We start from the raw sequence: 18,485 nt of genomic DNA on the forward strand, positions 1-18,485 counted from the left end.
TTTAAGATACACAATAACGTACTGAAAAACGGATGCGAATTGATATCGCCATCGACCGTGGAAGCGACCTCCACGAGCGAGTGAAAGAATACTCTCGCGAGAACGGCCTACGAATGGACTTCGCCTACGCCGAACTCGTCGAACAAGGGTTAGACGCTGACGAATGAGTGAGGAGTGCAAGACGCTCGAAGCGTATCTTGCCCCACTCACTCAGCACAAGCAGCGCAAACTCGAAAACGAACACGAACGATACGAAGCGTTACTCCATCGTAGTTTCAACGACGAGTGCGATACGATGAGTGCCGTCAACGAGGTCGTTAGCGGCGAAGCCCTCAACTGGCACTCGAAAAACGCGCTCAAACAATACGTGCCAAACCTCTTAGACGAGGACACGTATGATGCGAAGCAACTCGCAGACGACCACCCCATCCGCTACGCCAACACCGCAGCCGTCTTCGACATCCATGAAGATCGCCACCACAAAATATGCTGGGAGGTTCCACTCCCCGGTCGTGGAACAAACGTCTGGATTCCACTCCAGTTGAATCCCGAGCAAGAAGACTGGTGGTACGCACTCATCGATGAAGACGACGAGAGTGTACGGGCGGGGGAACTCCGCCTGCAACGCGATGGGACTCGCTGGGTGTTACACGTCACTGCGAACTACGAAGTCGAACTTGACCACTCGTGCTCGTGTGACAGCGACGATGTAACGCCCGTTGGATTCGACGTGGGCGAATCCAAGCTCTTGGTAGGCTGTGCCCTTCAAGACGACACCCCCGTTGACCCGTTGTTCGTGGATGGTGGTCGCGTCCGACACCTCCGACAGAAACAAGCCAGTGCCGAAGACCGCTTGAAACCCCGAGACGCCCCAAAGCTCCTCGACGATCTCGTGTGGGGACGGTGGCAAGACGCCATTGAAGACGAAATCGAGAAAGCCTCGACACGAGCTGTCGAATACGCCTTCCAATTCGAAAACCCGATTGTCGTCCTCGAATGCCTCGATGGCATCACGGACGAGGATATCGGGAAGTACTGGAATCGACGCCTCGGCAAGTGGTTGTTCTCTCAGATACAATCGCGTATCGAGGATAAGGCTGCGGAGCGTGGTATCCCTGTGGAGTACGTGTACCCGCATTACACGTCGAAGACGTGTCACGCCTGCAAGCACATCGGGTATCGACCGCATCAGGGCACGTTCAAGTGTACGTACAAGGGGTGTTGGGTGTCGGAGTATCAAGCGGATTTGAACGCAGCCGCGAATATAGCCAGTCGGCTAAATCCGTGGGGAGAGAGCCTGCCTTGGAAATCGGCAGGCGATGACTCACCACAGAGCGGGGGCCAGTGGCAGGCCCACGAAGACACGTCACCGAGCGAGGAACTCCCGTCTGAGAAGCGGGCTTCCGATGACAAGGTTTCGTCTAGCTCACCAGCAGTGGGAGCAGGGACGAAGCCGGAGACCGGTGACACGCACACGTCTTGAAACCTCAATCCAGCACTTCACTGGTATTCCACCTGCGGTGGAAGCCCCGGCGTTCACGCCGGGCGAGGATGTCACCGAAACCAGAACTGAGTAGCGCTACGTAGTCAATTTATTGACGCTTTCTGAACAAAACCAGTGTTTGGAAAGGAGGGTATCGACAGAACCGCTCAGGCCGTCGTTCCCGGAACGAACGGTTGAGTGTCGGGGCGTTCGCTAGGCCCGCCGTCGCGAAGCTGTTCGTACGCGCTGACGGTCGTCGCGAGCACGTACACCGTGATGGCCGCGCTGACGACCTGGGCCAGCACGCCTCCGACGATGCCGAGCAGGGCGACTGGCAGGGCAAAAGCCGCCGTGACGACGGCACCGGTCACGAAGACGGCGACGCCGAGGCCGAACAGCCGAAGCCGGTTGCCACGGGTGAGCTGCCAGCTGCTGCGAAAGCCCTCGAGCGCGTTCTGGTCCTCGACGGCCACGAAGACAGCCCAGTAGTAGAGGCTGACGAGCAAGAACAGCCCCGGAACGACGAATAGGACGGTTCCGAAGGCGACGATCAGTCCGAACGCGATGCCGCCGAGGATCACGTTGAGCGTCGCCCATCCGACGTTCCGACGCACGAACGCGTCCGGGATCGTCTCCGTTTCGCCCGCGGCGAACGTGCGCAAAGCGACGATCGCGGCGACGACGGTAGCGATAGCGACGACGATCGAGAGCAATCCGGCGACCGCGCCGCCGAACCCGACGATCGGCACTGCTGGCTCACCAGCGTCGAGTCGCATCGGGGATAGGAGGACGCTCGCGATCGAGAGGATGGCGAAGACGGCGACGAACCGCAGCCCGTTTCGAGTCGTGGCTCGCTCGAACCCATCAGTCATCGTGTCGATAATAGGAATTCCCATACCACTAGTAGGCGCCCGAGCAGCATATACTAGTACGCAGACATGTGTCTGGAAGTCAGACAGTTTGGTTCCTCTCTCGAACACCGAATGGCGTTCCCACTCGACGCGGGAAGGTGCCAAAATTACAGAACATCGAGGAGAAAGCCCACGACTTCAGTCGTGGGATGAATCCGACAAACCCATACACAGTCCACCGTTCGATGGCACAGCAGGATATTCCACGCCTGAATCCATACCTTATAGTAGGTTTGTCTACATAGGTTACATATGGCGAAACAGGTCGTCACACGAACCTACACTGCTTCCATTGGGAATCAGCAACAGGTGTCTGACGACCTTGACGCCCTTGGGTTCGCCGCCTCGAAACTCTGGAACGTCGGACGGTGGACAATCAGTCGCGTCTGGGATGAAATCGGCTACATCCCAGAACACGACGAACTCACCGCGTACCTGAAGTCACACGAACGCTACGATGACCTGCATTCTCAGTCAAGTCAGCGAGTCCTTCAAGAACTCGCTGAGGCGTTCAACGGCTGGTACGGCAAACGACGCAACGGAGACACGAACGCGAACCCGCTCGGCTACCGCAAACACAGAGACGAACATCCGCGTTCCACGGTCACGTTCAAAAACAAAGGCTTCAAACTCGACACTAAGTACAACCGCCTCCGCCTCTCCAAAGGCTCCAACCTCAAGGAGTACTGGTCGGACTTCATCCTCTGTGAATACCAGACTCGCCCCGACGTTGACCTCTCTACCGTAGAGAGCGTTCAACAAGTTCGAACCGTCTGGACAGGGGATGAGTGGGAACTGCACTTCGTCTGCAAAGTCGAAATCGAAGTGTCCGAAGCCCCTAGTGAGCAAACCGTGGGTGTTGACCTCGGGATCACCAACTTCGCCGTACTCGCCTACGAAGATGGCCACGCTGAGTTGTATCCGCTCAACTGTCTGAAGCAGGACGACTACTACTTCAGCAAGCGTATCGCTCGCTGTGACGACTCGGATTCCGAGCAAGCCACGCGGTTGAACCGGAGGAAGTCGGCTCGCCGCACCCACTACTTCCACACGCTTTCCAAGCACATCGTCCAGCGGTGCGTTGACGAAGGGGTTGGAACGATTGTGGTGGGCGACCTCTCCGGTATCCGCGAAGACGAGGAGAACGGCGAGTCAAAGGACTGGGGCAAGCACGGGAACCTCGATCTGCATTCGTGGGCGTTCGACCGCTTTACCGACCTTCTCGAATACAAGGCCGAGATGGAAGGCATCACAATCAAGCAGGTGTTTGAGCGGGATACGTCCAAATCGTGTTCGTGCTGTGGTCGTAAGCGTGACGCGAACCGCGTGGAGCGCGGGTTGTACGTCTGCGACGAGTGTGGGATGGTGGCGAATGCTGACGTGAATGGCGCAGAGAACATTCGGCAGAAAGTATCTCCGATTCTCGTCACGGATGGCGTTGACGAGACGCACAGCGTCTCGTCCGCACACCAGAACGCGAAGCATTCTGGGGACGGCGATAGGAGTAACGGCTGGTTGGCACAGCCATCGACGTTCCTGTTTGACAAGGAAACTGGTGCGTTCGCACCTCGAGAACAGGTCACGTCGTAAACCACAATATCCCAACGACGGTCGGGAATCCCACGACTTCAGTCGTGTGGAGGATGTCAAAGAGTGCGGTTCAACCGACCGAACCTAACGCTCGCTCGACACTCGAGTCCTCCACAAAAGAAACGCAACCGAATCCGGCCTAGAGCACGTACTCGTCGGCGACGTCCTGGGGCGTGACGACCTCGATTTCGCCGGCCTCTTCGAGTTCCTGGACGTGTCCCAGGGTCGCCTCGAGTTCGCCGACGCCGCCGTCGAATCGGACGAACGAGATGGCGGTGATGCCGCCGAGTTCGGCCGTCGTCTCGAGAGCCTCGCGGGCCTCGTCGCCGTCGGGGTGGACGAGTCGCGGGCACAGCGCGGCGTTCGTGAGGTAGCCGTTGACGGGGTAGCCGCCCGTGAAGCCGAGTTCGTGGTTCGCCTCGACGGCCTCGATCGCCTCGTCGTTGTACGCACCGCCCGGGTAGGCGACGTACTCGGGGTCGTACCCCTCGTCTTCGAGCCAGGTGGCGGCCTCCTCGATTTCGCTCGCGGGCGTCCGCTCGCCCTCGAGGGCCGTCAGGTCGTTGCCGTGGGCGCCGTAGCTCCCGATGGTCCAGCCGGCGTCGGCGAGTTCGGCGACCTGGTCTGCGGTGAGGCGGTCGCCCTCGTCGTCCTCGGAGGCACGGAGACGGGATGGGGGGACGAACGCCGTCGCGGAGTAGCCGTACTCCTCGAGGAGGGGCATGGCCTCGGTGAGGTGAGATTCGTAGCCGCCGTCGAACTGGAGGAGGACGGTCGGGTCGGGCTTGGGAACGAAGTGGAGGTCGTCGATCCAGGCCTCGGCCGTGCCGTCGCCGACCCAGATCGAGATGTGGATCTCGGTGACCGCGCTCAGGTCGGGGTCGCCGTTGATGTACTCGACGCCGAAGTTCACGTGACGGATGGACATGCCGTGGGTCCGCTGGCGGTAAACCACCTTGTCGCGGGTTTCATCGTAGAGCTGGATGCCGACGTTGACCGTCGAGTGGGAGGCCACGGCCAGTCCGGGCGTGATCTCGGTCACGTCGAGGGGTTCGTCGAGTTCGCGTGCGATGCGAACCTGGGACTCTTCTTCGCTCGCCTCTAGGAGGACGGACTGGGAGCCGACGACCGAGTAGTCGGTGTAGGGGGTGGCCGACCCGGAGACGACCTGCCAGTCGGAGAGGTCTTCGAAGTCGTCGAAGGTTTCGGCTTCCGTCGGCACGTCGCCGTCGCCATTCCCGTTGCCATCGCCGTTTCCGTCGCCATTCCCGTTGCCGTTACCATCGCCGTTCCCGGTTTCGTTGCCGTCCGGGTCGCTCGAGTTGCTGTCGTTTCCTCGCGGTTCGTCGGTCTCACCAAAGCCCATACAACCGCCGAGGGTCAGTGCGCCTGCCGTTGCGAGATAGGTACGTCGCTTCATTGCGCCGACAGGGGGTACGACGGGAGATGGGGATTGTTATGAACCGGTTGGCGTCACCGTAGGTCACCACTTCCGAACGGTTTCACGAGGAAGCCGACCGCTCGAATCGATGCGCTATCCGGTGAAATCGCCCGATGACGAGGGTAGGCGACCGTTACCGGCGCCCGGTCGCGTGTCCGATCCCTACTTGGTGTTCGACGAGCGCTTCTCCTTCTCGAGTACGCGGACGTGCTCGATTCGCGTAGCCGGGTACTGACCGTCTGCGTCCTTTTCGACGGCCTTGACCATGTCCCAGACGACGTTTAGCCCCGTCGTCACGCCCTCGAGAGCCTCCATCTCGCAGCCGGTTTTTCCCGTCGTCTCGACGGTAACCTCGAGTTCGAGTGCGGCCGATGCGGGTTCGCTGTCGCCTGGCTCGCTCCTCTCGGATCCCTCGTCCACGTCGTCTTCCCCGGCCGATCCACCCCGTTCGCCCGCACCATCCTCGAGGAACCGAAACGCCGTGTCGACGTTCGTGATCGGGATCTGGTGGCACATCGGGATCGTCTCCCAGGTGTGTTTGACCGCCTGGATCGCTCCGACGCGCGCGGTCGCGAGCACGTCACCCTTGCTCACCTCGTCTTCGCGGATCGCCTCGAGCGTCGATTTCCGAAGTCTGATCTCGCCGACGGCGACGGCCCGCCGTCGAGTGTCGGGTTTGGCTCCCACGTCGACCATCTGGACGTCGCCGTCGTCGGTCGTGTGGGTGAGGTCGCTCGCCGTCGATTCGTGGCGGTCGGCGTCCACGGCATCCGATCGATCCTCACTCATCGTCCCCACCCCAGATCGCTGCCGGAATCGCCTCGAGCAGGTCCGATGCGACCAACCCGAGGTCGTGGCGACGCGCGACGCGCTCGCCGGCACGGCCGTTGACGTACGCCGCCGCCGTCGCGGCCTCGAGGGGGTCGGCGTGCTCGAGTAGCCCCGCCGTGATTCCCGACAGGAGGTCGCCGGTGCCACCGACGGCCATCGCTGGCGTCCCCACGCGGCTGACGCGGGTCGTCTCGCCGTCGGAGATCACGTCCGCCGCCCCCTTCGCGAGGACGACGTGACCCAAACCTTCGGTGAAGGTCTCGAGCTCGTCCGTGACTTCTCGGAGGTCGTCGGCCTCGGGCCCGCCCATCCCCGCGAGTTCGTGCCGGTTGGGCGTACAGACCAGCGTCGCCTCGGTTTCGAGGTCGGGCACGACCTCGAGGGCGTCCGCGTCGACGACGGCCGGGCCGGTGTACGACTCGAGAAATTGCCGGGCAGCCTCGAGGGTTTTCTCAGCAGTGCCCAGGCCAGGCCCGAGGACGACCACGTCGTCGTGGCGTTCGGCCGTCTCGACGAGCCCCTCGACCTGATCGGGCGTCAGCACCTCGCCCTCGTATGGCTGGACGATCAGGTCCTCGGCGTACCCCTGGATCTCTCCGGCGACCGTGTCGGGCGCAGCGACGAACGCGAGTTCCATGCCCGCCCGGAGCGCAGCCTGGGCGGCGAGCGCCGGCGCGCCGGTGTAGGGGCCACCACCAATGACGAACGCCCGACCCGTTCGCTCGGCGGGTCGAGCGAGGTCGACATCGCCGGGGCCCGCGAATCGCTCCGCGGCCGCCGGAATGCCGATGTCGGCAACCTCGAGCGTCGCCTCGAGGGCTTCGAGCCCCGGCTTGGCGTCGTGGAAGGTGACGACGTGGTCGGCCGCGACGCCGTTGTCGGCGTGCTCGCCCGCGTCGGCGTCGAACCCGGAGGGGACGTCGACGCTCACCACCGTCGCGTCGGCCGCGTTGATCGCCCGGGCGGCCGAAGCCGCAGGTTCCCGAAGATTGCCGCTGATCCCGGTACCGAGCATCGCGTCGACGACCACGTCGCACTCGGGGAGGGAAAACGAGCGGGAGTCGGTGACCGTCCGCAGGTCGTACTCGCCTCGCTCGAGCGCCTCCCAGTTCGCTCGCGCGATGTCGGTGCCGATGGCCTCCGGTCGACCGAGCAACAGCGTCGTCACGTTGTAGTCATCGAGAAAGCGGACGGAGACGAGGGCGTCCCCGCCGTTGTTCCCGCGGCCGGCGACCACGACGACCCGTGCGCCGGGGTCGGCGACGCGCTCGACGGCTCGAGCGACGGCGTTTCCACTGGATTCCATGAGCTGTCGGCGGGGGACGCCCAGCACGGCGGCGTTCTCGTCGACGGCGGCCATCCGTTCGCCAGTGATCATGCTCGAGCCTTCGCCATCCGACCCGTTGAAGATTGCGGGGTTCGGATGGCGAATCACCGAGTCGCTGGTTGGCGGAATTCGGGTGGCGAGCCGCCGAGCCGGGAAGGGGGCGTGACGCGGCCTGCGAGACGCTTAGGTCTCTCGAGCCCTACCGTCTCCCGTGAACGTCTTCTGGCTCGACGAGGACCCGCGCCTGGCGGCTCGCTATCACTGCGACGAGCACGTCAACAAACTGTTGCTCGAGGCCGCACAGGTGTTGTGTACAGCGGCCCGGGAGAACGGCTACGACGGGGACGACGAGTTCCTTTACGCCTCGACGCACGCGAACCATCCGATTACGCGCTGGGCGACCGAGTCGGAAGCCAACTGGCTACGCCTTCGCGAACACGCCGCGGCACTCAACGCGGAGTTTCGCGAGCGCTACGGGCACGCCGACGACCACGCTAGCTGGACCGTCGTCGAGCGGATCGACCCCGACCTGATCGACTTCCCGAGCGCGGAGCCGACCCCGCGACCACAGGCGATGCCCGAGGCGTACAGACGCGACGATCCCGTCGCCGCCTACCGGGCGTACTACGCAGCCGAGAAGGCGCCCTGGGCTACCTGGGCCCACACCGAGCGACCACCGTGGCTCGCCGACCTCGAGGCGAGCGACGGAGACGCATAATCGTCAGTACCGGACCTCGAACCCACTCTCACCCTGTGGCTCCTCGTACTCGACCTCGACGCCGCTGACGTCGGCCGCCGGGCTGCCCTCGTGACACCACTCGACCATCGACTCGACGGCCGCCTCGGGACCCTCGAAGACCGCTTCGACGCGCCCGTCGTCGAGGTTTTTGACCCAGCCGTCGACGCCTACTTCTCGAGCGGTCTCTCTGGTCGTCGCCCGATAGTAGACGCCCTGCACCGTCCCGGAGACGAAGACGTGGGCTCGCGTGCTGTCGTCGGAGTGTTCGGTCGTCATACGCGAGCAGTGGCTCGCGATGAGCAAAAAGCCACTCCCGAAAGGGGCTTGGGGTGGGGTTGGAAAGGGGGGGGGGGAGGTGAGGGGGTGACTCGCGGGCCACCCGACGGGCGGACATCGACGCCCGGATAGGGTGACCCGCGTACTACAGTGGTCAACGAATAGCTACATGTGGGTTCTTCCAAAATTGTTTGGGTCGAGTGAACACGAACCAGGGTAGCACTGTCTGAGGCCGTGGACTCGCCGACAGACGGTCGTCATCCTCGCGAACGTGCACGCCGATCCGTCCAGGAAGTTCGACCAACCTATCTTGATTCAAGGAGAGAATCCCGTCGTTCACGGCGGGCGTGAATCCGACATGTTGCGAAACAACGGCCGCCGGTTGCCCGCCGAAACCCCAACGCTTAGTACACGCCGTCTCGTCTACGTTACCAAGGGTTACGTCGGCTCTCGGCACTTGCGCGGGAGTATGAGACGCGCTGAAACCAACGTCTGGGATTTTCTCGGGCGTCGGTTCCCACGGGTCGGTTCTGCAACCGATTGCGGGGTTCGCGTCGTTCGCCAGCACGGGAACCCGGCCTACGGGTCGGGGAAGTGTGACCGAACCGACCGTGCCGTGAGGCATGACCGCTTGGGAGAGAGACGCCCTGAGAAACCGGGCGTCGATGACTCGCTTGCGGATGGGAGCGCCCGTGACAGCGCCACAGGACGCTCCCGAGCGAGGAACGAAACCCGTTCCACCGACCTCGGGAGAGACGGTCCTGAAACCTGCTCGGCAACAGGCCGGGTTTCCTCGTGCGGGGGAAGCCCCGTCGTTTACGACGGGGAGGATGTCACATCAGCGCGTCCGTCGAAATCGACCCATGGGCATCATCGACCGGTTCGAAACCGAGTACCTCGACGTCTCGAGCAGTCGTGCGACCGTGCGCGACATCGTCGAACTCGTCGTCGGGTCGGTGGTCTTCGTCGCGCTCGCCTGGTTGTTCGTCTCCACGTTCGTCGGCGACGCGGCCGCACTGGGCGTCGCGGTGATTCTCGCGATCATCTTCACCATCACGATTTTGTCGCAGGCCTACTGGGGGCTCACCGGACGGTCGGATTATCGCGAGGACGACGGCTGACGCCACCACCTTCAGCGACGCCGAACACCGCCCTCAGCAGCGACTGCGAACGTCGTCTTCGGTAACGACGCCGAACACCACCTTCAACGGCAACCGCCGAACGCCACCCTCGGTGACGTCACCGGGTCGGAACTCCGTCTTCGGGACGCGGGTCCGTCCCGCCTGCCGTCCCCGTCTCGCGTCCGGGAACGGCCGACACCCGCCGGAAGACGGCTTCCGGGTCGCGGTTCCACTGCCAGTGCCAGCGCGTCTTCAGGACACACCACAGTTTGCGTGCCGTCGAGAGCGACGGCTCGGCGTTCAACACGTCGTACCCTCGAGCGCGGATGAGCGCGTGATGTTCGGCGTACAGCACGGCCGCGAGCAAGACTGGAAGCTGACAGTCTTCGGGGAGATACTGGATGCCAGCGACGCCCTCGCGGTACAGCGACTCCGTGCGCCGGAGTTCCTGGGCCATCGCCGTCGCGAACGCGTCGGTCATCTCGAGGCGCTCGACTTGCTCTTCGGTGACCCCGTGAGCCGCGAGCGTCTCGAGGGGCAGGTAAATGCGGTTGCGCTCGAGGACGTCCTCGCGAACGTCCCGCAGGAAGTTCGTCATCTGGAACGCCTCGCCGAGTTTGACCGCGTAGGGGAGGGCTGTCTCCGGATCGTCGGGGTCCATGATCGCCGTCATCATCACCCCGACGGCGGCCGCCGACCCGCGCATGTACGCCTCGAGGTCGGCGTAGGTGTCGTACCGACTGGTGTGGATGTCGGACTTCATCGCCTCGACGAACGCGTCGACCTCGGCGTCGCTGATCCCGTATCGCTCCCGGAGGTCGCTAAAGGCGATGAGGACCGGATCATCGGTGGGCTGTTCGCCCAGCGCCTGTGCGCGAAGGGTCTCGAGGCGGGCGGCTTGCCGCTCGGATGGAACGCCCGAAGCGTCGTCGACGACTTCGTCGGCGATCCGGAAGAAGCCGTAGAGGACGTGCGTCGGCTCCCGGACGCGTCGCGGCAGGAAGCGCGTCGCGAGGTAGAACGTCTTCCCGGTTCGTCGCTGAATTTCCTTGCCGGCGTGTACGTGTTCTCGATCCATATGAATCCCCTCGTCGACCGATTCGACACCGATCCGATACTATACTGTCCGGCAGAAGCGTACAAAAAGGGAATCCCTCACCAGGTTAAGTTTCGCTCGAGAAAGTATTTGAGGGCTGGCCAGTAACGACGACACTGTGACGCGATTTGCCCTCCAGGTCATCGCCGTGGTCGCCCTGATCGCCCTCGCAGGGTGTACCGGCTTCGCTGCGAGCCCGTTCGAGGACTCGAGTCCCGATCGCGAGGCCTACGGTGTCGACGAGCCACTGGATCCCGACGAAATCGAAACCGGATCCGACCAGGACGCCCCTCCCGACATTCCGAGCGACGAGTCCGGATCAGTCGACACGGGAGAGGTAGCCAGGGGCCACATGGAGGCGACACTGCACAGTACGTATCGACAACACATCCGGAACGTCGTTACCCTCGATAACGGGACGACGCTGCTCGACAATCGCGCTTCGCTGGCGGCCGACCCCGAAGCGGGTATCTTCCACGCCACGGAGCGCTTCGAAGGCCGATTTCCGACGCAGCGCCCACCATCGAGAGTTCGCGTCGACGTTCCGGTCGACGGACTGACGGCGGCCGAACAGTGGATCAACCGGTCCGAATCGGAACAGCTCGGCGTGTACGAGTACGAGAACGGGTCGACGCGATACACCCGGACGATGGTCGGGTTCGTCGACTACTACTCCACTCAGCAATCCATGGTTCAGTCCGTCGAGGACGTCACCGTGGAGCGACTCGAGGACGGCGGCGATCGGTACTACCGGCTCACCTCGCAGACGCCTCGAGACGACACGTATCTCGAGGACGAACCCTTCCAGTTCGAGGCCTACGTGGACAGCGATGGCGTCATCGTCTACGCCAGCCTCGAGGGAACGATGCGCCTCAAGGAGGTGCCGATCGGACAGCGATTCGACGCAGGAGAACGCGAGGGGAAGACGGTCACCGTCCAGCACGTCGCCACGACGACGGATATCAACGAAACGGATCTCGAGGAACCCGACTGGGTTGAGACGGCGCGGGAGGAGGCACCCGCTCGGGAAGACAGGGTCGAACCCGACGACGCCGAAACCGAACCGGCTGAACGAGAGGGAGACGACGCTCCTGAGAATACTACTGACGACTGATCCGCGAACAGGTCGCGTACCGAACAGCGCTGACGACTGACGCTCGCCCAGCGCGTCTACGCCTCGTCCTCGAGCAACTCCTCGGCCAGCATCGGCAGGAACGTCCCGATGTCGGTGACCATCCCGATCGCCTGGGCGCTCCCGCGGTCGAGCAACTGGGTGACGGTCGCGGGGTTGATGTCGACGCAGACGGTCTTCGTCGTCGACGGCAGGCAGTTGCCGACGGCCACCGAGTGGAGCAGCGTCGAGAGCATCAACACGAGGTCGGCCTGTTGGGCCTGCTCGCGGATCGCGTCCTGAGCCTCGATCGAGTCCGTGATCGTGTCCGGGAGCGGGCCGTCGTCCCGGATCGACCCCGCGAGCACGTAGGGGACGTCGTTGGCCACACACTCGTACATGACGCCGCTGTCGACGATGCCCGCGTCGACGGCCGCCTCAATCCCTCCGGCGCGGCCGATCTCGCTGATCGTGTAGATGTGGTGCTTGTGGCCCTTCCGGGGGTGCTCGAGCGTCTCCGTGTCGACGCCGAGTGACGTGCCATAGAGGTCGCGCTCGAGGTCGTGAACCGCGAACCCGTTGCCCGCGCTCAGCGCGTCGACGTATCCCTCGCGGACGAGGTCTGCGAGGGCCTCCCGCCCCCCGGCGTGGACGATGGCGGGGCCACAGACGACGAGCACGTTGCCGTCGCGCTCGGCCACGTCGCGCATCTCGTCGGCGATCTCCTCGATCAGGGACTTCGAGGGGCGCTCGCTCGAGACGCCGCCCTGCATGAACCCGAAGGCGCTGCCTTTCCCGCGTGGGCGTTCCGGGGGGTCGACGCGAATGCCGGTTTCCCCCGTAACGACGAGGTCGCTCTCCTCGATGGCGTTGAGGACGCGCGTCCGCACGCGCACCTCGTCGGCCTCGTCCTCGGCGCGGGTGACGACCAGCGCACAGTCCATCTCGACGTTCTCGACGGGAATCCACTCGCCGTCGACGCGGACCTCGGTCGGGTGGTTCGTCGTCGAGTAGAAGTCGATCGGTACCACCTGGTCGGCGGGCGCCGGCTCGAGCGTCGCGTCGCGCGGATCGGCCACGGTCGCGCCGTTCTGGTTGAGTTCGTGGAGGATCGCCCGGAGGTCCGCCTCGCTTTCGGCGCTGACGGCCATCCGGCAGTAGGACTCCTCGTGTTTGTGTCGACCCACCTCGAACGCCTCGACGTCGAACTCGCCACCGAGGTCCATCACGGCCCCGAAACACCGGGCCATCGTCCCGGAGTCGATAATGTGCCCCTCGAGTTCGACGGTACGACTGACGGTCATCGGTCGGGCTTGGTTCCGGGGGACCGTGAATCTGTGTATCACCCGTCCGCGACGGAGTGATTCACTCGGAGTCGGGCAACCGACAACCCGATTTCCGGGACCTCCCGTCACCGACTCGAACTCGACCGACCCCTTCCCGCCACTCTGAAGGCTGTTAGCCGACGACTACCAAAGTCCTGCGAGAGCGAAGGTCGCGCATGGTCTCGGACCGCGAACTGGTCGACAAGTGGCGAACGCACGTGTTTCGACCCGCAGCAGACGAGGTCAGGTCGCTCCTCGAGCGGTTCCCCGACCGCCGGTCGCTCACGGTCCCGTTCGACCGTTGCGGGACCGACTACCGTTTTTCGGCGCCGCTGCTCGAACAACCCGACCGGACGCTCGAGGCCGGACGGGCGGCCCTCGGCGAGTTCGCTGAAGAACTCGGGGCGCGAGAGGGGCGGATTCACCCGGACGACCGGGTCTACCTGCGAGTGACCGGGGCGCCGACGAGCGTTCGCCACTCGCTGTCGGACCTCGGCACGGAGCACCTCAACCGACTCGTGACCGTCGAGGGCACCGTCGCCGACGTGGACGCACCCGGCCCGCGGGTCGCCGTCGCCGACTTCCGCTGTGACCACTGCGAGGAACTCGTCTCGGTCCGCCAGCCGGGTCGATTCATGCGTCGCCCGGGGCGCTGTCGCCACTGCAACGCGAGCGGGCCGTTCACGCTCGAGCCCGATCGAGCGACCTGCGTCGACGCCCAGACCATCGCCATCAGCGACGACGGCCGGACGCTCGCCGTCGAACTCGAACACGACCTCGTCGACGCCTTCTCGATCGGCGAGGAAATCGAACTCGTCGCCATCCCCAGGGCGCGACTCGACGGGAAGACGACGACCGGCACGCTCGAACTCGAGGCGGTGAGCGCCGACCACGAGGGCGAAAACCCGGCGCTAGCGCCCTGAACGCGAGAGCAGAACGGATTTACGTCGCGGGCCACTTGGCTCGAGTATGGATTACGAAGCGAGCCTCGAGCGCGCGATGGAGAACGTCCCCGACATCGGCGGGGACGACGACCGACTGCAGATTCCCGACGCCCAGACCCAGAAGGACGGCGCCTTCACCCGGTTTACCAACCTCGGCGAGATCGCGGACGTCCTCTCGCGAGAGACCGACCACCTGCACCGATTCGTCCAGCGAGAACTCGGGACGAACGGGAAACTGGCCGACGGTCGCGGCCGGTACAACGGTTCGTTCTCCGGTCAGGACTTCGACGCCGCAATCGACGCCTACGTCGAAGAGTACGTCCGCTGTTCGGAGTGTGGCCTGCCCGACACCCGACTCGTCCGCGAGGACCGCACCCCGATGCTCCGGTGTGACGCCTGTGGGGCGTTCCGCCCGGTCACGAAGCGCTCCTCGAGCGCCCAGCAACAGACCCAGCGCGAGGCCGTCGAGGAAGGCCAGACCTACACGGTCGAGATCACGGGCACGGGACGCAAAGGCGACGGGGTCGCCGAGAAGGGCGAGTACACAATCTTCGTTCCCGGCGCGAGCGAGGGCGACGTCGTCGACATCTACATCAAGAACATCTCGGGCAACCTGGCGTTCGCTCGAATCGACTGACCCTCGAGTTCGCTCGGTCTGGTTGGATGCTACTCTTTGTAATTGGACACGAGCCTTGAGCCGATAGTATCTGGTGGGAAAACTTGTTAACCCGTCAGCCGACGGGTGGCAGGCGATTTGCTTGTTCGACGGAGGACTGGGCAGTCACGACGTCAGTCCACTCGGGAACGTCGTCGTCGAAGATAGGGGACTCGTTCCTGCCGCGTCTAGTCGGTACCGATCGCTCCTGCTCGAGAGACGCGAGACGGTCGTGAACGTTGAATTACCAGCAAAAACGAAAAATCTGATTCGCTCGTCTAGAGGAACTTCCGGGAGGCTACGAACAGCCCACCGATGACAGCGACGCCGGCAACGCCTGCTGCGACGGCAGCGGTCGTCGAAATCGGGAGCAGCGAGTCGTCGTCCTCACCTTCCTCGAGGAACGAGCGGACCTCGTCTTCGTCGATCGAGGGGAACTCGCGGTCCCACTCGCCGGGCAGGTGGACGTCGGTGTCCTCGCCGACCTGGCGCTGTTCGCGAACTTCGGCCTCGTCAGCGTCCTCGCCGACGAATCCCTCGACGGTAACGTACATCGTCGTCGTCGCGTTCTCGGTCTCGCCGTGGACCGCTGTGACCGTGAGGCCGTCTTCGGTCTCGAAGGGGACGCCCTCGAGTTCGGTCATGTTGCCGAACGCCGCGGCCGTCTCGAACTCGGCTTCTTCCTCGGTGATCGACATCGTCGCTTTGGCCGTCTCGAATTCGGCAGCGCGGAAGTTCTCGATGGTGTCGGTGAACTCGTCACCGATCATCGGATCCTGTTCTGCCATTTGCTCGTACTCGTCGAGGATGCGCTCGAGCAGAGCGTCGTCTTTGGCGGCGTAGTCGTAGACGATGTTGACGTCGCCGTCGACCGTCTCGGCCTCGAAGGAGAGCGTCGTCTCCGCGATGAACTGCTCGACGTCACGTTCCTCGAGTTCGTCGACGTAGTCGCCCCAGTTCTCGGCGTCGGCCGAGGAACTGAACTCCAGACTCGTCTCGTTGGGCGTCTGGGTCATCGAGAGGTCGAACTCGGACGTCTGGACGAGGTCCGCTTCCTTCTGAGCCTCGATCATCTGTCGGGCCTCGTCGAACTGGTCGGCGAGTTCGTCGTCGACGTCGTCGAGTGATTCGGCGATCTCGATGACGCCCAGGACGACCTGGTCGTAGTTGTGGATCTCGGTGTTCCAGTTCATGACGACCGTCGAGCCGTTCTGCTCGGCGGAGAACTGGATTTCTTCGATGTGCAACTCAGCGAGGCGGTCGGCGATCGCTCGCGCCTCGGTTTCGTCGAGGTCGAGTTCGGGATCGTTCTGGAGTTCCATCGCGATCATGTCGGCAACCTGGTCGCTGATGCCGGTGAAGGTCACCGAGTACTCGAGGTCGACCGTCGCCGACTCGCCGTTGTCGTCGTAGCTGTAAGACTCGAGCGTGAGGTCGTAGTTCCCGCCAAAGTTCATCGCGACGGACTGGAACTGGCGGTCGAGGGCGGCGCGTGCGTCCTCCTCGGTGGCCCAGTTGTCCTGCTCGTAGTCGCTGAGCGCTCGCGTTTCGCTCACCGAGAGGTCGTACTGGTCGTCGCTCTGGGTAAGCGTCATGTCGATGGTGAAGTCGCCCTCTTCAGCGGGGGTCCCGCTGTCGACGGTCATCGTTCCCGAGGACTCGAACGTCGTTGCGGTGGTTCTGGTCTCTGCGGAGAGGTCGACCGATTCCTCCGTTTCGACGTAGTTACTCTCGTTGATCACCATCGCGAGGTCGGCGTTCGCCGAGTAGGTCGTTCGGGACTGCTCGAGGTTGACGTCGGCACTGAACTCCTCGTAGGCCTCGACGTCTCGGAACGTGAGGTCGGCCGCACTCGTGACCGACTCGGGGGACATCCGGAACGAGGCGTCCCCGACCATGCCGAGTTCCTCGCTAGCGTTCTCGTCCATCTCGGTGAAGTCGGCGCCGTAGAGGGCGTGCATGAGTCCCGTTTGGGTCTCGATACCGAACGTACCGGAGACGGCCTCCGCGTCGGAGTCGTTGGAGGTCTCCTCGTAGACGAGGACAGCGTCGCCGTTCTCGGAGACGTAGACTTCGTCCGCTTCGTCGGGGTCCGCGTCGAATTCTTCCTGCGTCGACGCGCCCGAGGTTTGCGTCGCCGCGATGGCCGTCGCCCCGAGACTCGCGACGAGCAAGAGGGACAGCACCAGTGCACCAATTTGTTTATTGCGTATCATACCTACTGGTAAGTAGGACACTTCACACGCATAATAGTTTCTGTAGGTGCCTGTTAGCAGACAACAATATTTGCCAGCGAAGATCGCAGACGATTCGTCGGGCTTTTGGCCGCTGACGCCCCATTCGCGAGTACCACCCGTGGCCCGCTATCACATCGAGACCTACGGCTGTACGTCCAATCGCGGCGAGAGCCGCGAGATCGAGCGGCGTCTCCGTGACGCGGGCCACTATCGCGTCGACGGTCCGGAGACGGCCGACGTCGCCATCCTCAACACCTGTACCGTCGTCGAGAAGACCGAGCGAAACATGCTCGAGCGAGCCACGGAACTGAGCGAGGAGACGGCCGATCTGTTCGTCACCGGCTGTATGGCCCTCGCCCAGGGAGAAGAGTTCGCCGGCCTCGACGCCCAGGTCCTCCACTGGGACGAGGTTCCGACCGCGGTCACCAACGGCGAGTGCCCGACGACGACGCCCGACGCCGAGCCGATCCTCGACGGTGTCATCGGTATCCTCCCCATCGCACGCGGCTGTATGTCCGACTGCTCGTACTGCATCACGAAGCAGGCAACGGGTAAGATCGAGTCGCCGCCGATCGAGGAGAACGTCGAGAAGGCGCGTGCGCTCGTTCACGCGGGGGCGAAAGAACTCCGGATCACCGGCCAGGACACCGGCGTCTACGGCTGGGACACCGGCGAACGCAAACTCCACGAACTCCTCGAGCGTATCTGCGCCATCGACGGGGACTTTCGCGTGCGCGTCGGGATGGCCAACCCGAAGGGCGTCCACGGCATCCGCGAGGAACTCGCCGACGTCTTCGCGGCGAACGACGAACTCTACGACTTCCTGCACGCGCCCGTGCAGTCGGGTAGCGACGACGTCCTCGGCGACATGCGTCGCCAGCACCAGGTCAGCGAGTACCTCGAGGTCGTCGAAACCTTCGACGAGGCGCTCGGCTACTGGACGCTCTCGACGGACTTCATCGTCGGCTTCCCGACCGAGACCGACCACGATCACGAGCAGTCGATGGCCCTCCTGCGAGAGACCCGGCCCGAGAAGATCAACGTCACCCGGTTCTCGAAGCGACCCGGCACCGACGCCGACGAGATGAAGGGCCTCGGCGGCACGATCAAGAAGGAGCGATCGAAGGCGATGTCCGAGCTCAAACTCGAGATCGTCGGCGCCGCCTACGAGGAGATGGTCGGCGAAACCCGCGAGGACGTTCTGGTCGTCGAGGAGGGGACGGGCGACTCGGTGAAGTGTCGCGATTCGGCGTACCGACAGCTCATCGTCCGCAACGCCAGCGAGTACGGCCTCGAGCCCGGGCAGTTCGTCGACCTCGAGGTGACGAGCGCGAACACGGTGTACGCGTTCGCCGAGCCGATCTGAGTCCGTACACGCAGGCCCACTTTTCGGCAATT

General features: G+C 63.8%; 17 protein-coding genes. 9 read left to right on the top strand and 8 right to left on the bottom strand.

Annotated elements, in window-relative coordinates; all coding sequences use genetic code 11:
- The first annotated feature begins 32 nt into the window (after positions 1 to 32).
- Together J1N60_RS07135 and J1N60_RS07140 are read left to right on the top strand one after the other, a co-directional pair.
- Positions 33 to 167, top strand: coding sequence for a hypothetical protein (locus tag J1N60_RS07135; protein ID WP_312911838.1), 135 nt, complete (start codon positions 33 to 35; stop codon positions 165 to 167).
- Complete coding sequence (locus tag J1N60_RS07140; RefSeq protein ID WP_312911839.1) at positions 164 to 1,483, top strand: IS200/IS605 family accessory protein TnpB-related protein; 1,320 nt, start codon at positions 164 to 166, stop codon at positions 1,481 to 1,483. Before J1N60_RS07135 ends, J1N60_RS07140 begins: the two co-directional genes overlap by 4 nt.
- A 167-nt stretch (positions 1,484 to 1,650) precedes the next feature.
- Here J1N60_RS07140 and J1N60_RS07145 read toward each other — a convergent pair whose 3' ends face one another.
- Positions 1,651 to 2,379: a DUF7847 domain-containing protein gene (locus J1N60_RS07145; protein ID WP_312911840.1), complete on the bottom strand. Its 729-nt coding sequence runs from the start codon at positions 2,377 to 2,379 to the stop codon at positions 1,651 to 1,653.
- A gap of 267 nt (positions 2,380 to 2,646) precedes the next feature.
- On the opposite strand from J1N60_RS07145, the gene J1N60_RS07150 reads away from it, so the two are divergent.
- Complete coding sequence (locus J1N60_RS07150; protein ID WP_312911842.1) at positions 2,647 to 3,984, top strand: RNA-guided endonuclease InsQ/TnpB family protein; 1,338 nt, start codon at positions 2,647 to 2,649, stop codon at positions 3,982 to 3,984.
- 139 nt (positions 3,985 to 4,123) lie between these two features.
- On the opposite strand, the gene J1N60_RS07155 is transcribed toward J1N60_RS07150, so the two are convergent.
- From J1N60_RS07155 to J1N60_RS07165, 3 genes are all read right to left on the bottom strand, one after another.
- Complete coding sequence (locus J1N60_RS07155) at positions 4,124 to 5,404, bottom strand: polysaccharide deacetylase family protein (protein WP_312911844.1); 1,281 nt, start codon at positions 5,402 to 5,404, stop codon at positions 4,124 to 4,126.
- A 183-nt stretch (positions 5,405 to 5,587) separates the two neighbouring features.
- A complete protein-coding gene (locus J1N60_RS07160) occupies positions 5,588 to 6,214 on the bottom strand; it encodes a cyclic pyranopterin monophosphate synthase MoaC (RefSeq protein ID WP_312911846.1) in 627 nt (208 codons plus the stop codon).
- Complete coding sequence (locus J1N60_RS07165; protein ID WP_312911848.1) at positions 6,207 to 7,634, bottom strand: NAD(P)H-hydrate dehydratase; 1,428 nt, start codon at positions 7,632 to 7,634, stop codon at positions 6,207 to 6,209. Before J1N60_RS07165 ends, J1N60_RS07160 begins: the two co-directional genes overlap by 8 nt.
- A gap of 160 nt (positions 7,635 to 7,794) precedes the next feature.
- On the opposite strand from J1N60_RS07165, the gene J1N60_RS07170 reads away from it, so the two are divergent.
- On the top strand, positions 7,795 to 8,301 hold the full coding sequence (locus J1N60_RS07170; RefSeq protein ID WP_312911849.1) for a hypothetical protein: 507 nt from the start codon (positions 7,795 to 7,797) through the stop codon (positions 8,299 to 8,301).
- A gap of 3 nt (positions 8,302 to 8,304) precedes the next feature.
- On the opposite strand, the gene J1N60_RS07175 is transcribed toward J1N60_RS07170, so the two are convergent.
- Entirely contained in the window at positions 8,305 to 8,598 is a 294-nt protein-coding gene (locus tag J1N60_RS07175) for an acylphosphatase (protein ID WP_312911850.1), read from the bottom strand.
- Positions 8,599 to 9,461: 863 nt separating this feature from the next.
- Between J1N60_RS07175 and J1N60_RS07180 the strand changes: the two genes are divergently transcribed.
- A complete protein-coding gene (locus J1N60_RS07180) occupies positions 9,462 to 9,719 on the top strand; it encodes a hypothetical protein (protein WP_312911851.1) in 258 nt (85 codons plus the stop codon).
- A 118-nt stretch (positions 9,720 to 9,837) separates the two neighbouring features.
- On the opposite strand, the gene J1N60_RS07185 is transcribed toward J1N60_RS07180, so the two are convergent.
- Complete coding sequence (locus J1N60_RS07185; RefSeq protein WP_312911852.1) at positions 9,838 to 10,797, bottom strand: phytoene/squalene synthase family protein; 960 nt, start codon at positions 10,795 to 10,797, stop codon at positions 9,838 to 9,840.
- A gap of 136 nt (positions 10,798 to 10,933) precedes the next feature.
- Between J1N60_RS07185 and J1N60_RS07190 the strand changes: the two genes are divergently transcribed.
- A complete protein-coding gene (locus tag J1N60_RS07190; protein ID WP_312911854.1) occupies positions 10,934 to 11,929 on the top strand; it encodes a hypothetical protein in 996 nt (331 codons plus the stop codon).
- A gap of 56 nt (positions 11,930 to 11,985) precedes the next feature.
- Here the strand turns inward: J1N60_RS07190 and J1N60_RS07195 are convergent, their stop codons facing one another.
- Positions 11,986 to 13,230: an ornithine cyclodeaminase, nickel-pincer nucleotide-dependent gene (locus J1N60_RS07195; RefSeq protein ID WP_312911856.1), complete on the bottom strand. Its 1,245-nt coding sequence runs from the start codon at positions 13,228 to 13,230 to the stop codon at positions 11,986 to 11,988.
- Positions 13,231 to 13,427: 197 nt separating this feature from the next.
- Here J1N60_RS07195 and J1N60_RS07200 point away from each other — a divergent pair, with 197 nt between their 5' ends.
- Entirely contained in the window at positions 13,428 to 14,174 is a 747-nt protein-coding gene (locus tag J1N60_RS07200) for a minichromosome maintenance protein MCM (protein ID WP_312911858.1), read from the top strand.
- Between the two features lie 46 nt (positions 14,175 to 14,220).
- Positions 14,221 to 14,832 (top strand): translation initiation factor IF-2 subunit beta, encoded by a 612-nt coding sequence (locus J1N60_RS07205; RefSeq protein WP_312911860.1) that lies wholly within the window; start codon positions 14,221 to 14,223, stop codon positions 14,830 to 14,832.
- A gap of 296 nt (positions 14,833 to 15,128) precedes the next feature.
- Here J1N60_RS07205 and J1N60_RS07210 read toward each other — a convergent pair whose 3' ends face one another.
- On the bottom strand, positions 15,129 to 17,066 hold the full coding sequence (locus J1N60_RS07210) for a hypothetical protein (RefSeq protein ID WP_312911861.1): 1,938 nt from the start codon (positions 17,064 to 17,066) through the stop codon (positions 15,129 to 15,131).
- A gap of 139 nt (positions 17,067 to 17,205) precedes the next feature.
- On the opposite strand from J1N60_RS07210, the gene J1N60_RS07215 reads away from it, so the two are divergent.
- Positions 17,206 to 18,453, top strand: a complete 1,248-nt coding sequence (locus J1N60_RS07215) for a tRNA (N(6)-L-threonylcarbamoyladenosine(37)-C(2))-methylthiotransferase (RefSeq protein ID WP_312911863.1) — start codon at positions 17,206 to 17,208, stop codon at positions 18,451 to 18,453.
- Positions 18,454 to 18,485: the final 32 nt, after the last annotated feature.

It is taken from the genome of Natronosalvus caseinilyticus (assembly GCF_017357105.1).
GTDB classification, from domain to species: Archaea; Halobacteriota; Halobacteria; order Halobacteriales; family Natrialbaceae; genus Natronosalvus; species Natronosalvus caseinilyticus.

Bases quoted from the DNA above. Each gene is read 5' to 3' on its own strand.
- J1N60_RS07135 (WP_312911838.1), top strand. From the start codon at position 33: ATGCGAATTGATATCGCCATCGACCGTGGAAGCGACCTCCACGAGCGA.
- J1N60_RS07140 (WP_312911839.1), top strand. From the start codon at position 164: ATGAGTGAGGAGTGCAAGACGCTCGAAGCGTATCTTGCCCCACTCACT.
- J1N60_RS07145 (WP_312911840.1), bottom strand. From the start codon at position 2,379: ATGGGAATTCCTATTATCGACACGATGACTGATGGGTTCGAGCGAGCC.
- J1N60_RS07150 (WP_312911842.1), top strand. From the start codon at position 2,647: ATGGCGAAACAGGTCGTCACACGAACCTACACTGCTTCCATTGGGAAT.
- J1N60_RS07155 (WP_312911844.1), bottom strand. From the start codon at position 5,404: ATGAAGCGACGTACCTATCTCGCAACGGCAGGCGCACTGACCCTCGGC.
- J1N60_RS07160 (WP_312911846.1), bottom strand. From the start codon at position 6,214: ATGAGTGAGGATCGATCGGATGCCGTGGACGCCGACCGCCACGAATCG.
- J1N60_RS07165 (WP_312911848.1), bottom strand. From the start codon at position 7,634: ATGATCACTGGCGAACGGATGGCCGCCGTCGACGAGAACGCCGCCGTG.
- J1N60_RS07175 (WP_312911850.1), bottom strand. From the start codon at position 8,598: ATGACGACCGAACACTCCGACGACAGCACGCGAGCCCACGTCTTCGTC.
- J1N60_RS07180 (WP_312911851.1), top strand. From the start codon at position 9,462: ATGGGCATCATCGACCGGTTCGAAACCGAGTACCTCGACGTCTCGAGC.
- J1N60_RS07185 (WP_312911852.1), bottom strand. From the start codon at position 10,797: ATGGATCGAGAACACGTACACGCCGGCAAGGAAATTCAGCGACGAACC.
- J1N60_RS07195 (WP_312911856.1), bottom strand. From the start codon at position 13,230: ATGACCGTCAGTCGTACCGTCGAACTCGAGGGGCACATTATCGACTCC.
- J1N60_RS07200 (WP_312911858.1), top strand. From the start codon at position 13,428: ATGGTCTCGGACCGCGAACTGGTCGACAAGTGGCGAACGCACGTGTTT.
- J1N60_RS07205 (WP_312911860.1), top strand. From the start codon at position 14,221: ATGGATTACGAAGCGAGCCTCGAGCGCGCGATGGAGAACGTCCCCGAC.
- J1N60_RS07210 (WP_312911861.1), bottom strand. From the start codon at position 17,066: ATGATACGCAATAAACAAATTGGTGCACTGGTGCTGTCCCTCTTGCTC.